At 53.6% G+C, this 14,814-nt stretch carries 11 protein-coding genes; 10 read left to right on the top strand and 1 reads right to left on the bottom strand.

The features are described from left to right. Window positions 1-33 precede the first annotated feature (33 nt). Window positions 34-1,770 (bottom strand): hypothetical protein, encoded by a 1,737-nt coding sequence (locus ACI0CA_RS04825; protein WP_446806518.1) that lies wholly within the window; start codon window positions 1,768-1,770, stop codon window positions 34-36. Window positions 1,771-1,946: 176 nt separating this feature from the next. On the opposite strand from ACI0CA_RS04825, the gene ACI0CA_RS04830 reads away from it, so the two are divergent. The 10 genes from ACI0CA_RS04830 to ACI0CA_RS04875 all read left to right on the top strand — a co-directional run bounded on the left by ACI0CA_RS04830 (window position 1,947) and on the right by ACI0CA_RS04875 (window position 14,715). Next, on the top strand, window positions 1,947-2,390 hold the full coding sequence (locus tag ACI0CA_RS04830; RefSeq protein WP_308449128.1) for a hypothetical protein: 444 nt from the start codon (window positions 1,947-1,949) through the stop codon (window positions 2,388-2,390). A gap of 15 nt (window positions 2,391-2,405) precedes the next feature. Beyond that, window positions 2,406-3,002 (top strand): zinc ribbon domain-containing protein, encoded by a 597-nt coding sequence (locus ACI0CA_RS04835; RefSeq protein WP_308449129.1) that lies wholly within the window; start codon window positions 2,406-2,408, stop codon window positions 3,000-3,002. 143 nt (window positions 3,003-3,145) lie between these two features. Then, window positions 3,146-3,682, top strand: coding sequence for an LOG family protein (locus ACI0CA_RS04840; protein WP_308449130.1), 537 nt, complete (start codon window positions 3,146-3,148; stop codon window positions 3,680-3,682). Between the two features lie 204 nt (window positions 3,683-3,886). Next, the gene (locus ACI0CA_RS04845) at window positions 3,887-4,906 is read left to right on the top strand and encodes a helix-turn-helix transcriptional regulator (protein ID WP_308449131.1); all 1,020 of its coding nucleotides are present in this window, start codon (window positions 3,887-3,889) and stop codon (window positions 4,904-4,906) included. 155 nt (window positions 4,907-5,061) lie between these two features. Next, window positions 5,062-8,193 carry an ATP-binding protein gene (locus tag ACI0CA_RS04850; protein WP_308449132.1) on the top strand — a complete coding sequence of 1,044 codons (3,132 nt, stop codon included), beginning with the start codon at window positions 5,062-5,064 and terminating at the stop codon, window positions 8,191-8,193. Between the two features lie 145 nt (window positions 8,194-8,338). Then, window positions 8,339-9,040: a TetR/AcrR family transcriptional regulator gene (locus tag ACI0CA_RS04855; protein WP_417413783.1), complete on the top strand. Its 702-nt coding sequence runs from the start codon at window positions 8,339-8,341 to the stop codon at window positions 9,038-9,040. 230 nt (window positions 9,041-9,270) lie between these two features. Continuing rightward, window positions 9,271-10,563 (top strand): SPFH domain-containing protein, encoded by a 1,293-nt coding sequence (locus ACI0CA_RS04860; protein ID WP_176821052.1) that lies wholly within the window; start codon window positions 9,271-9,273, stop codon window positions 10,561-10,563. 40 nt (window positions 10,564-10,603) lie between these two features. Beyond that, on the top strand, window positions 10,604-11,689 hold the full coding sequence (locus ACI0CA_RS04865; protein WP_308449136.1) for a hypothetical protein: 1,086 nt from the start codon (window positions 10,604-10,606) through the stop codon (window positions 11,687-11,689). Between the two features lie 13 nt (window positions 11,690-11,702). Continuing rightward, window positions 11,703-12,518, top strand: coding sequence for a TPM domain-containing protein (locus ACI0CA_RS04870; RefSeq protein WP_446806517.1), 816 nt, complete (start codon window positions 11,703-11,705; stop codon window positions 12,516-12,518). Window positions 12,519-12,807: 289 nt separating this feature from the next. After that, on the top strand, window positions 12,808-14,715 hold the full coding sequence (locus ACI0CA_RS04875) for a hypothetical protein (protein ID WP_446806516.1): 1,908 nt from the start codon (window positions 12,808-12,810) through the stop codon (window positions 14,713-14,715). Window positions 14,716-14,814: the final 99 nt, after the last annotated feature.

Raw genomic sequence — 14,814 nt, forward strand, 5'->3', positions numbered from 1 at the left:
AAAACTTTTAACCACCGTTGACGCGGGTGGCGGTTAATCCTCAACGTAAGGCAAGATCATGTTTTGGAAGGCGCTGAGCATTTTACTGTGGCGAATGACGAAATGGATGGCGGGGGCTTTGCTTTTGGACAGCATGACCCACTCGTTTTCGTGGATTTGAATTTGGATATTGCGGAACGCGGGTTTCTCCGCAAAACGGACGGTGTAGTTTGGGTGCTGTTCAGCGAATATTATGGTGGCTTTAAGGTGCGCTGTGTATTCTTCATAGGTGTACGTGACGGTGTTTTCGATGAATGCGTTTGAAAGCGAGAGCGTGAGGGGGCTTGCCCGGAACGCTTCTTCGCTTACATGCGGGAGCTCGTCGATGACGGTGTTTGCAGTGAGAATTTGCTCGATATTTTCCGTTTGCTGTTTGAGTGTGGCGTTGATGCTTTCTGCGTCTGCTGCCGACATGCCGCTGCGCTTTAGAATGCGTCCGAGCAGATCTTCCGGCATGGTATAAAGCGGCGGAGCGGAGAGAATGTTTTGCCGTGCGCCGACGGTGGCTGCGTCGTTTTTGAGGAATGCGCGGAACAGATCGGCCTGTGGGGCTTTATAAATTTCCATTAAGGGCTGCGCTTTTTGCAGCAGGTGGTCTGCGATGCGGCGGCTGTGCTGCACCTCTTCACGGTTATTCGTGAAATGGTAATGGCCGTCTTCGTGAAAGCCGTTTATGCACTCGCCGGTGAGCGCGGCGGCGCCGGAGACGTAATGAAAGTGGCAGTAGACGGTGTTCTGCACGCCTTTTAAGTAGTACGGCGAGACCTGCCCCGTCATGTAAATGGGGATCCAGCTCTCTAACCCGAGCATCATTTCTTCAAACGGGCGGTCTATGTTGTGGATTATATCGAGATGCAGTCCTTTTCGGAGCGCGACGGCGATGCCGAACATCCATTTTTTACCGAAGTCGAGATCTTCCGCCATATCGGCCATGGGCATATCGCTGCACATGAAAACGGGGGCGGCGGATTTGGAAAGCGCGGTCGCCTTGAAAAAATCGAGCTCGCCCTGCTTCATTTCCTCTATGCCGTAGTAATTGCGCGAGGCAGGGAGTCGGAACGGGAGCGAAGGCACCTTAATCTCCCCAAAATGAATGGCTTCGATATATTCATTGAGGTCGAAGGTGTCGAGATGCGCGAGAAATTTGGAGACGGACTCGGCATCGCGCTGCTTTGCGGCGCACAGCCACTCCATGAGGAGCGCAGTGTATTGCTCAGGCTTTGCAGGTTGCTCTGCGGGTGTACCGACGAGCGCGCAGAGGGCTTCTTTTTGGTCGTTTTTCAGGCACCGCCTTGTGATATAGCGGCAGACCTGCGTGATGAATTCCTCTGTGTTTGCGGGTTTTCTCTGTCCGGAGCAGACGCGGGAGAGGTAGGATGCGTCGAAATTCATGGCGCGGGAAAGCTCTGCGTAGCTGATGCCGAATGCGGTGAGCAGGTTTTTGAGGTTTTGAACGGCGCTGTCAAAATCGGATTTTTCGGTGTGCAGGGAAGCGCGGAGGGCGCAGAGAACTTCGCCCTCCGAAAAGCCGGGAGAATAATCGCTTTCGGCGGCGATGGCGCAGATGCCCTGTGCGAGCCGCAGAAGCTGTTCGCTGTCCCTGCCGGGTTCGCGCTCGCCGGAGCGGTAGCGGCTGATGGCGGCATCCGATATGCCGGAGACGGCGGAAAGCGTTTTGGCGGAGCAGCCGAGTGTTTCGATATATAAATTGAGACGGTCACAAAATTTCATGCGGGTTCCCTCCGTATGCTTGATTTAAGGCGATTATACCACGCTTCGACCGAAACCGCCATAAGAGAACGCAGTGGGTTTTGACATTTTCCGGCGTGTCAATGACCAAACCGGGAAAACGCTTTTTTCGGTTACGGTTGTTTGGTAGGATAGGGGATAGAAAAGGGGGCGGGAAAATGAAGCGATGCGGTTTTATTTTGCTGTGTGCGCTGGTCGTTTTGTGCGTGCTGCTTGCGGGCTGCGAAGGAAAGACGGCGGAAAGAAGCGAAGCCGGCGAGGTGTTTGCGTTTTGCGGCGGCGAAGCAGAGAATTTCGCAAAGACATTTGACGTGAATGAGATGAACTGCATGGAATATCGCTACACGATGGACACGCCCGTTTTCTGCCGCATCACGGACAAGGCGGCGATGCAAACGATTTTTGACGCACTTTGCGAGATGAAAATCGGCGAAAGAACGGACATGCGTGCAACGGACAGCGAGCAGAGTTTGACGTTTGTGAAAACAGACGGCACGACGTGTATGATACGGTTTGAGCAGCGGAACCTGCTGTATGAAGAAGACGCTTATCAACTGGAAAATGATGCGGCGCTTTGGAAGGCGCTGCGCGAAGTGAAATAGAAATGGGGGAACGACATGAAAGAATCGAGAGTATTTGAGCTGAACCAAGCGACCGCAGAGCAGGTTTTGGAGGCTGTGACGACGTTTTTGCGCGGCGAAAAGAGCATGGAGGTGCAGAGCGTGGCGACACCGAACGGGTACCTCATTCAGGCGGCGCAGGCCGATACGCTGCGCACGCTTTCCGGCATGAAGCTGGCGACGACGGTGGAGCTCACGGTAAACGGCACGCAGCTCAATGTGACGCTCGGCGAGGGCCAGTGGGCGGACAAGCTGGGCGCGGGCGCTGTGGGGCTTTTTCTGCTGTGGCCGCTGGCGGTAACGGCGGGCATCGGCGCGTATAAGCAGAAAAAGCTGCCGAGCGAGATTTTTGAGGTGGTGTACCGCTGCACGATGGGCGAGCCAACGAGCTTCCGGACGGCGGGCGTACCCGTAAATGCGGCGCCGACAGCTCCGGCGGGGGCAGTCTGTCCGCAGTGCGGGGCGCAGATCTTCGCAAACGCGAGGTTTTGCAGCGCTTGCGGCGCAAAGCTACAAACGGTGTGTCCGGGCTGCGGCGCGCCGGTAAAGCCGGGCAGTAAATTCTGCTCGGAATGCGGGCAGGCGCTCTCTTGATTTATATATCCCAAAACGGCGGCGTGGAGCTTAGGCTTTGCGCCGCCGTTTTTTATGCGCATGTTTTGTACCGTGTGGAGTGAAGCGGTTGAAATCTTCGGCGAATTCTTGTATGATAAGGGAAAAGAAAGGCGGGGATGAAGATGAATATTACGGTTTATCTCGGTGCGAACGCGGGCAATGACCCCAAGCTGCAAGAGGCGGTGGAGGCGCTCGGCAAGTGGATTGGCGAAAACGGGCATGACCTCATTTACGGCGGCTCAAAATGCGGGCTAATGGGGTCGATCGCCGAAAGCGTGCTGCAAAACGGCGGCAAAGTGACCGGCGTGGAGCCGCAGTTTTTTGTGGACTCCGAGCTGCAGCACGACGGGCTGACGGAGCTTATTGTGACAAAGGACATGACGGACAGAAAGACGAAAATGATTGAGCTCGGCGACGCGTTTATCGCGTTCCCGGGCGGCACGGGCACGCTGGAGGAAATTGCGGAAGTGATGTCGAAGGTATCGCTGAAGCATTTAGACGCGCCGTGCATTCTTTATAATCTGAATGGATATTACAACGGGCTGAAGGCGCTTTTAGGCCATATGATCGAGATGGGGCTTTCGACCAAGGAGCGGCAAGAGGGCATTTATTTTGCCGACACATTAGATGAGATCGAACGCATTTTAGCGGAAAAGTGAGGGATATACATGCCGAATATTGTATGGAACGCGAAGGAATATCAGCAGAATTTTTCGTTTGTGCCGTCTTACGGCGAAGCGGTGACAGAGCTTATCACGAAGCCGCAGTGAGCGAAAAAGCGACACCTGACGGTTTCCGGACTTGTGCGGTGGGAGTTCGTCCGCTATAATAAAAGCAGAACGAGCGCAAAGGAGTGCTGCTTTATGGCAAAGACGAATAAGACACCGAAGGCGGAGGACAACGCCGAGCTGCGGACGATCTCGCTTTTGAAAATTCTGAACACATACAGCGACGAAAACCACGAGCTTTCTACAAAAAACATTATGGATAAGCTCCAAAAGGAATGCGGCGTTACGGTGCATCGCACGACCGTCGGCAAGAACATCAAGCAGCTTGCGGACTGCGGCTTTGATATTTACACGCACAAGACGACGCAGAACCGCTATTACCTTGCGAGCCGCTTATTTGAGATGCCGGAATTGAAGCTGCTTGCGGACGCGGTGGAATCTGCGGGATTCATCACCGAAAAGAAAAGCGAGGAGCTGATTGAAAAGCTTTGTCGGCTGACGAGCGTTTATGAGGCCGAGGTTTTGCAGGAGGGGTTTTGCGCGAACAACGGGAAATCCTGCAATGAGAGCATTTACTACATTGCGGACACGATCAACGCGGCTATTGCAAAGCGGAAGAAAATTTCGTTTTACTATTTTCATTACGGTCCGGGCAAGAACCGTGTACTGAAAAACGACGGGAAGCCGTATGTTTTCAGCCCATATAAGCTTGTTTGGAATACAGATGAATATTACGTTGTGGGGTATTCCGACAAGCACGAAAAGCTTGTGAGCTTCCGCGTGGACCGCATTGACCGTTGTCCGGAGATTTTAGATGAGGACGCGGAGCCGCGGCCCGAAAAAGAGGAGTTGATGCGGCATATCCGCACGATGACAAGCATGTATGACAGCCGTCGTGAGCGCGTGACGCTTTTGTGTGACAACGCGATGATGAATGCGGTGGTGGACGCATTCGGCGAAGATGTGGAAACAAAGGCCTTTGGCGACGACGCGTTTACCGTGGAAACGGAGACGGCGGCAAGCCCTGTCTTTTACCGCTGGGTGTTCGGCTACGGTGGGAAAATCCGAATCACGGAGCCGGAAAACGTGAAAAAGGAGTATGCCGAAATGGTGAAAAACGCTTTTGGAAATACGTGCGGCCGGTGCGGCGCGTAAAGTAAACAGCAGTCCGACCTTTGGCAGTTTGATGCACAAAGGTCGGGCCTTTTTTTGTGTTGAAGACGGAACGTGAATGTGCTATAATGAACCGTAAGATTTTGGGAAAGGGTCCGGCAATGTATAACTCCAAACGATTCGAAACGGTGAAGAATATGAGGGAAAACAAGAAAATATCGAATGCCGTGCAGGCGGCCATCGGCGTGCTGGCCGTGGTTTTGGCGGCGCTGATCGTTTGGATGATGGTGCTGGTCTCGGGCATTCAGGGCACGGCGCGCGTGGTGAACTATGCGGGCCTTGTGCGCGGCAAAACGCAGCGCCTTGTCAAAATGGAGATTGCGGGGCAAGCGGAGGACGAAATGATAACGAGCGTGGAATCGTTTATCAACGGTCTGCGCTTCGGCGATGACGAGCTTACCCTTGTGCGATTGGGCGACAAGAGTTTTCAGACGAAAATGGAAGAGTTGGCTTCTTGCTTTGAAAGCCTGAAGCAGGAGATTTATCTTGTGCGCGAAAAGGGTTTTGAGAAAACCGACATCATCGACAAAAGCGAAAAGTTTTTCGACATTTGCGATGAGGCGACGGGCCTTGCGGAAACCTATTCGCAAAAGCGTGCATCCTCTTTGGCGGTTTTGGAGCGGTACATCACGGCGGATATCGTAGTTTTGATGATGCTGATCGGTTATGAGTTTATCAAGGCGCTGCACTACGCCGCCATGAACCACGCTTTGCAGAAAAAGGTGTACATGGACGAAGCGACGGGGCTGCCGAACAAAAATAAATGTGAGGAGCTATTGAGCGCGCCGGAAATCATCACGATGCCTATGGGTGTTTGCAGCTTTGACCTCAACAATTTGAGACGCATCAACAACAGCATGGGCCACGAAAAGGGCGACGCGTACATCCGCATTTTTGCGGAGCTGGTGCGCGAGGCGGTGCCGGCGCATTACTTTGTGGGTCGCGCGGGCGGCGACGAATTCATCGCCATTATGGACGGCGCGGACAAGGAAGAAATGCAGCGGTGCTTACAGCTCATCCGCGACCGTGTGGACACGTACAATGCGGCGAACCCCGATTTTCCGGTGAGCTACGCGGTTGGCATTTCGGTCTCCGACGAGAACGAAAACTGCACAATGCGCGATTTGTATATCTTCGCAGACAAAAACATGTATATCAACAAAAACCACGTGAAGCGCGAGGAAGCATTGGCCGAAAAGAAGCTGGATCGCAGGCTGCTGAAAAGCATGAAAAAATACGGCAGCAACTTTTCCGATTGCCTGTACTGCGACGCAAGGCAGGACGCTTACCGGGTAATTCGTGCGAGCGAGGCGTTTTTCCTTGTGGCGGACGGCAGTTATTCCGGCGCGGTGGAGCAGATTGCAGAAGAACGCGTGGCACAGGAAGACCGCAAGGCGGTGCGCAGCAGATTACAGCTGACGGCGCTGTGCGAGGCGCTTTCCGAAAAGAACTGCGTGGTGGAATTGCAGCACAAGATTTTCGGCGCGAACAGTGCCGACTACGGGCGACTGACGGCGATTTTTGTGGATGCAGACCCGGACGGCACGCTGCACCATTTCTTGCTGGCGTTTGAGACGATCGACAGTGCGCAGCCGGAGACGGACGCCAAGCAGCAACTGACGCAGTATTACGAGCAGCTGAAGCAGTCTATTTTGGAAAACGACAGTTACGTGGATGCGATGCTGGAGACTGCGGATGCGGTATACTCCGTGAATCTGACGGATGATCTGGTGGAGCGTGATTTCCGTCGTGAACGCGGCGCAGACATCTTTATTGAGGACTTGAAAGCACCGTGTCCGTACGGCGAATATTGCCACCGTCATTCTATGCTGATTTTGCCCGAAACGATGGGCAGCTACCGGTTGATCGACACGGCCGAAAAGCTTTTGGAACGCTATGCGAGCGGAGAAAAGCAGGTGACGGTGGAATACTGTGAGCGCGTATCCGGCAGCGAGACACGCTGGATACAGAAAACGGCGCTGATGATGTCTTCACGCGTATACGATGCGAAGAGCAGCGAGGAAAAGCCGATGATCCACAGCCTTGTGCTGCTGAAAAACACCACGGAGTTCCATGCACAGGAGCAGAAGGAGCACGAGCGCTTGCGGGCTGAGGTGGACGAAGCAACACTGGCGAATAAAGCAAAGACGGAGTTCCTTTCCCGCATGAGCCACGATATCCGCACGCCGATTAACGGTGTGATGGGTATGCTGGAGATTATCAAGAAAAATCGTGAAGATCATGAGCGCGTGGACGACTGCCTTGAAAAGATCCATGTTTCCTCCGAGCATCTGCTGTCGCTCATCAACGATGTTTTGGATATGAGCAAACTGGAATCCGGCCATATGGAGCCGGAGCATGTGCCGTTTGACCTTGACGATTTGATGAAGAACGTCCGCACACTGAACGAAGCGCAGGTGGCAAAAACGAGTATTGTGTATACCTACAGCAAGATTTCGTTTGCGCACGCAAAGCTTATCGGCAGCCCGCTGCATCTGCGGCAGATCTTATTGAATCTGTTCAGCAACGCGGCAAAATACAATAAAGAAAACGGCACGATTGAAACGTATGCGGAGGAGATTGCCTGTGACGAAAACACGGCGACATTCCGTTTTACAATACGTGATACGGGCATCGGTATGAGCGAAGATTTTGTGAACAACGAGCTTTTTGAGCCGTTTACACAGGAAAAGCAGGACGCCCGCACGCAGTATCAGGGCACGGGACTCGGCATGTCTATCGTGAAGGAGCTCATCGAGAAGATGAACGGCACCATCACGGTGGAAAGCGTGCTCGGCGAAGGCTCTGCGTTTACGGTGACGCTGCCGTTTGAAATCGACAAGCATCCCTCTGCGCAGGCGGCGAATGGCGCGGCGGACGAAACGGCTCTGCACGGGCTGAAAGTGCTGCTGGCCGAAGACAACGAACTCAACATGGAGATTGCGGAATTCTTCCTGGAAGACATGGGTGCCGAAACGATGCAGGCGTGGAACGGCAAAGAGGCCGTGGAGGCCTTCCGAAACTCCGCGCCGGGCGAGATCGGCGTGATCTTAATGGACATCATGATGCCGGTGATGGACGGCCTTGAGGCGGTGCAGCGCATTCGTGCGCTGGACCGGCCGGATGCGAAAACGGTGCCGATCATCGCGATGACAGCGAACGCGTTTTCGGAAGATGTGGAGCGCAGCCGCAAAGCCGGTATGACGGAGCATCTCTCGAAGCCGCTGAATGCCGAAACGCTGAAAAAAGCGATCTTACGGAACATATAACCCGTGCGGTAAAGACAAATATTCGTTAAGGGCGGCGAAGAGCTGCCCTTTTTTCGTGTACCGACACTTGATTTTTCTTTTTGTTGTGGTATACTCATTTGGGAGTATTAGAATCAATTCTAAAACAGGGAAAAGAGGGGTATAAATGGCAAACCGCAACGAAAAGGAGGCCTCGCGCAAGCGAATTCTTTCTACCTGTGTGCGTCTGTTTTTGGAGCAGGGGTTTAAGCATACACCGCCGAAGCAGATTTTGACGGAAGCGGATGTTTCCGCGGGCACGTTCTATAATTTGTACCGCACGAAAGCCGGTGTGCTCACCGAGCTGACCGAGTTCATGTTTCAAAATCAGTTTACTATCGCGGGGCAGATTGTGCAGGGGGAGACAGACCCCGTAAAGCTCTACGCGGTGGAGACGGCGATTCAGCTGACGCTGGCAGAGTTGAACGAGAACCTGCGCCAAATTTACGTGGAGGCGTACACGCTGCCGGAAAATTTGGAAATCATCCACAGGATGACGGCCGAGATGCTGCACCGTATTTTCGGCGCGTATATGCCCGGGTACAGTGTGAGCGATTTTTATGAGTCGGACATCGGTTCGGCGGCGATTATGCGCGGATATATGGCGCGTCCGTGCGACGTGTATTTTACGCTGGAACGCAAGTTAGAGCGCTTTTTGCAGCTGACACTGCGCATTTATTGCGTGCCGGAGGAAAAACAGCGGGAAGTTATGGCGCTGATTGCGGGCCTCGACATCCGTGCCATTGCAAACGAAGTGATGCAAAAGCTGTTTGCCGCGCTTGAGATGCACTATGAATTCACGCTCGGCGAAGAGGCAAAGCAAATTTGATTAAAAAAGAGCCGCGCAGACGGATATGCACCCGGTTTTCTGGGCACAGGTTCAAAATTGAAAAATGGGTTTCCATCATGGATGCTTCCCTGAATGCAGAGGGAGGCGCAAATATTTGTTGAGTGTGCTGTCGAAATTCATTGAAAACAGCAAAATTCTGTGCTAAACTTAGAGCATAAACACCGGGCGGAATATAACGTGCGGAAACCATTGAAAAGGAGCAATTATTTATGGGTCTTATTAAGGCAGCTGTCGGCGCCGCGGGCGGTGTTATGGCGGATCAGTGGAAAGAATTTTTCTATTGCGAATCGATGCCGAAAGAGGTGCTTGTCACAAAGGGTGTAAAGCGCACGAGCGGGCGTTCCTCCAATACGCGCGGCAGTGACAACATCATCACGAGCGGCTCCGGCATTGCGGTGGCAGACGGCCAGTGCATGATGATCGTGGAGCAGGGCAGAGTGGTGGAGCTTTGCGCGGAGCCGGGCGAATTCACCTATGACGCTTCGAGCGAGCCTTCTGTTTTCTCCGGCTCTCTCAGTGCGGGCATTAAAAACACCTTTGCGCAGATTGGCAAGCGTTTTACGTATGGCGGCGACGCCGGCAAAGATCAGCGCGTATATTATTTTAATACAAAGGAACTCATCGACAATAAATTCGGCACGCCGAACCCCATTCCGTTCCGTGTGGTCGATAACAAGATCGGGCTGGACGTGGACGTTTCCGTCCGCTGCTCCGGCGTATATTCGTACCGCATTGCGGACCCGCTTTTGTTCTACACGAATGTGTGCGGCAATGTGGAGCAGGAATATACCCGCGACGAATTGGACAGCCAGCTGAAACACGAGTTCATCAGCGCTTTGCAGCCGGCGTTCGGCAAGCTTTCCGATCTCGGTTTGCGTCCGAACCAGATTGTGGCACACAACACGGAGCTGGAAGACGCCATGAATACGGCGCTTTCCGCGAAATGGGGCGAGCTGCGCGGCTTGACGGTCGTCAGCATTGCGCTCGGCTCTGTGACACTGCCGGACGAGGACGCCGAGATGATCAAGCAGGCACAGCGCACGGCGATGATGCGCGACCCGACTATGGCGGCGGCCACGCTCGTCGGCGCACAGTCGGACGCGATGAAAACGGCCGCGGGCAACTCTGCCGGTGCTATGAACGGCTTTATGGGCGTAAATATGGCTATGAATGCGGGCGGTATGAACGCACAGGCGCTGTACGGCATGGGTCAGCAGCAGGCGGCGCAGGCTGCGGACAGCTGGAAGTGCGCGTGCGGCACGGTGGTCAACGGCAATTTCTGCCCGAATTGCGGGGCAAAGAAGCCGGATAACGACGGCTGGACCTGCTCCTGCGGCAAAGTGAACAAGGGCAATTTCTGTGCAAACTGCGGCGCGAAAAAGCCGGAGGGCTTACCGAAGTACCGCTGTGACAAGTGCGGCTGGGAGCCGGAAGACCCCGCGCACCCGCCGAAATTCTGCCCGCAGTGCGGCGACCCGTTTGATGAAAATGACCGTGCCTAAAGGTTGCGGCCTGCGTTGAACTGTGAGGAGATGAGAGCAAATGGCGGCAATTAAAGAATACAAATGTCCTTGCTGCGGCGGCGCTGTGGAATTTGACAGTAAAATTCAGAAGATAAAGTGCCCGTACTGCGACACGGAGTTTGACACCGAAGCGTTTACCGCGCACGAGGAAGAAGTACAAAACGCAAAGCCCGACGAAATGGACTGGGAGACCACGGCCGGCGGCGCGTGGGAGCAGGGCGAAGAAAGCACGCTGCGCAGTTACGTGTGCAACTCCTGCGGCGGAGAGATTGTCTGTGATGAAAACACGGCGGCGACCTCCTGCCCGTACTGCGGCAACCCGGTCGTGATGATGGGGCAGGTGAGCGGCGCTTTGAAGCCCGATTACGTGATTCCGTTCAAGATCGACAAAAAGGCGGCAAAGGAAGCCTTGCAGCGGCATTATAAGGGCAAAAAGCTGCTGCCGAAGATTTTCAAAAAAGAGAACCATATCGATGAGATCAAGGGCGTTTACGTGCCGTTTTGGTTGTTTGATGCCGATGCCGATGCGGATATTCGCTATAAAGCGACGCGTGTGCGCACCTGGAGCGACAGCGATTACGATTACACGGAAACAAGTTACTACTCGATAGGCCGCAGCGGTGATATTGGCTTTGACCGCGTGCCGGTGGACGGTTCCTCCAAGATGCCGGACGATTTGATGGAATCCATTGAGCCGTTCAAGTTTGAGGACGCGGTGGATTTTAAAACGGCGTATCTCGCGGGCTACCTTGCGGACAAGTACGATGTGACGGCCGAGCAGAGCATCGACCGCGCCAACGAGCGCATCAAGCGCTCCACGGAAGACGCATTCGCTTCCACGGTGAAGGGGTATCACTCCGTCACGACGGAGAATTCCTCCATTCGTTTACATAATGGCAAGGCAAAGTACGCGCTTTACCCCGTGTGGCTTTTGAACACGACGTGGAAGGGCAAAAAGTACCTATTTGCGATGAATGGGCAGACCGGCAAATTCGTCGGCGACCTGCCGGTGGATAACGGGCTGTACTTTAAGTGGCTTGGCGGGCTTACGGCAGGCTTCGGCGTGATTGCGCTGATTGCCTATTTCCTGTTCTGGCTGTTCTAAGGGGGTGCGGAGAATGAATAAAAAGCTTTTATCGGTATTTTTCGCCGTTCTTTTATGTGTCGTTGTGTCTGTTCCGGCGTTTGCCGATACGGCGGAGGACTACACGCCGCACCTGATCGACAACGCGGACCTTTTGACGGGCGAGGAAGAAAGTAATCTGCTCGCGAAGCTTGATGAGATCAGCGACCGGCTGAGCGTGGACGTTGCCGTTGTGACGGAAGACTCCATCGGCGACAAGACACCGCGTGAATATGCGGACGATTTTTACGATTATAATTCGTATAAGTATAACCCGGACGGCGTTCTGCTGCTCATCAGCATGGAAGAGCGCGACTGGTACATAACGACGACGGGCAGCGCCATTACGGCCATTACGGATGCGCGGCGCAGCAATATGGAGGATGCGTTTTTGAGCGACCTCAGCGGCGGCTACTATTATGACGCGTTTTCAACGTATGCCGATATGTGCGACAACTACATCTCGGGCGTGCAGAGCGGTTACTACGAGGAAGGTGAGGCGTACGAGGAGAGCACCGTGGGGAATTTCCCGTGGGGCCCGGCGATTTTGGTTTCGCTTGCTATCGGCCTCGTCGCGGCGCTTGTTGTGACGGGCTTTATGCGCGGGCAGCTCAAAAGCGTGCGCCGTAAGGCGGCAGCGTCGGATTATGTGCGCCCCGGCAGCATGAACGTGGCGTATGCAAACGACGTGTTCCTCTACTCGCACGTGAACCGCACAGCAAAGCCGAAGGACAACGATTCTTCCGGCGGCTCCGCAACGCACACGTCGTCCTCCGGCACGACCCACGGCGGTGGCGGCGGAAAGTTCTGATTTTGCCGGCAAGGCGATGATTCCGTTTGCGACCTGCGGCGGCAGCGGTATGGGATAATGCGTTTTAAACCATAGCTAAACCGTATAAATTCATAGAAATTAAATCCGCATTTCTGCAAACACCGGGAATGCGGATTTTTAATTCTTGTTGTGAATAATAACGTAAAATTTAAGAAAGAAGAAAGGAAAATAGGTTGATTTTGGGCTGGACTTCGTATATGATTAAAATAGAAACAGTATATACGGTACGTTCTGTACGGCGTATACATATAGTAATAGGAGGCCCTATATGAAAAAACGTATATTAGGCATCGCTTTGGCAATCTGCATGATGATTTTCTGCGTGCCGATGGGCGTGTTTGCAGCAGAAGCTCCGTCTTTTAGCGGCGGAACAGGCACACAGGGAGCCCCGTGGCTGATTGCTTCGCAAGCGGATTTGACTGCTTTGGCAGAGTTCCTGAACTCCGGTAATGCAGCAACGTTTGATACTGAGAACGCAGGTGTTGGAAACTGCCATGGCTATTACTTCAAACAAACGGCTGATATTGACCTGACCGGGGTAACATGGGAACCGATCGGTTATTCTGGTAGTTACTATTTTGCGGGAAACTATGATGGTGGCGGGCACAGCATCACAAATGCGGTTTCTACCGGAAAAGTTGACCCGGACGGTTACGCTACGGCGGGCATTTTCGGGTGGGTCGCTTTCGGTTCGGTTGCAAATCTGCATGTGAAAAACGCAAACTTTGTGGCAACCGGTCAGAATAATTACAGCTATGTGGGCGGCATTGCAGGTGTGTGTTATGGTTCATCCATCAAAAACTGCTCGGTTGAGAACTCCTCTCTGGAGAGCAGACGCAACAACAATAATAACTGTGCGGGAAGCATTGTGGGTTATTCCACCGGCGGAACATTTGAAAAGTGCGCCGCCGAAAACAACCAAATTAGAACTATGGCTTACGGCGGTGGTTTTGTCGGTGAAGTGGACGATGACCCTAACTATGGAGCCGGCAATTCTACATTTACAAACGGCTATGTTGCAAACTGTACTGTGATTTCTGAAACTGATGATAGTCAGGGAACAAGTTTTTCGGGCGGTTTTGCTGGAGAGATTACGGATTCAACATTGACCATTCAAAATTGCTATGTGTATCAGGCGACGCTTTCTACCGTGGGAAATGCTGTGCCCCAGGGAACCGGCGTTTTTGCGGGCAACCTGTGGGGGAGCAGTACGATTGCTGATACAAACTGCTTCTTTGGGGCTTGTGGAACAACTGAGAACGCTGGTACGGCCAGTGAAAAGACAGAAGAAGAATTTAGAAACGGCACGGTGGCAGGATTGCTGGGAGAAGCATTTGCACAGGTTGGCGACTATCCGAAAATCAATGGCCCTGCCGACTATAGCAGCGTAGATGCGGCCATTGCCAAGGCAAATGCTTTGGAAAAAGATAACTACAAGGACTTTTCTGCTGTGGAAGCGGCGATTAACACAGTTGTGCGCGACAAGAACATAACGGAACAAGACGAGGTAGACGCAATGGCGCAGGCTATTGAAAATGCCATCACCGCGTTACAGTACAAAGATGCCGACTACACGAAAGTGGACGAGGCCATTGCGAAAGCAAATGCGCTGAATAAAGACGCGTATACAGACTTTACCGCAGTGGAAACGGCGATTAACGCAGTTGTGCGCGACAAGAACATAACGGAACAAGACGAGGTAGACGCAATGGCGCAGGCTATTGAAAATGCCATCACCGCGTTGGTGGAAAAGCCCACAGAGGTTCCGACCGAGACACCTACGGCTGCACCTTCTACAAGCCCGACGGAGGCTCCGACCGAGACGCCTACGGCAACACCCACGGCTGCGCCTTCTGCGAGCCCGACGGCGGCTCCGACTGCGACGCCTACGGCTGCGCCTTCTGCAAGCCCGACGGCGGTTCCGACCGCGACGCCTACGGTAAAACCGACGGCAACACCCACGGCTACGCCTTCTGCAAGCCCGACGGCGGCTCCGACCGCGACGCCTACGGTAAAACCGACGGCTACGCCGACTCCGGCGCCGAAGGCAGACCCCAATAACCCGAAGACAGGCAGCAGCAACTTGCCGGTCGTTTTCGGCAGCGCGGCGCTCGTGCTGAGCGGAGGCGCGCTTGCAGCGGTACTCATCTATAAAAAGAAGAGACACGAAAAGTAAAGTGAAAACCTAAAAGTAATAAACCCCCGCCCCGGAAATCGGCTTTGTGCCGGTACCCGGGGCGGGGGTTTTACATTCTTATTCAAAAAATATTTAAGA

The organism is Hominenteromicrobium mulieris (assembly GCF_046197855.1).
GTDB lineage: Bacteria > Bacillota > Clostridia > Oscillospirales > Acutalibacteraceae > Hominenteromicrobium > Hominenteromicrobium mulieris.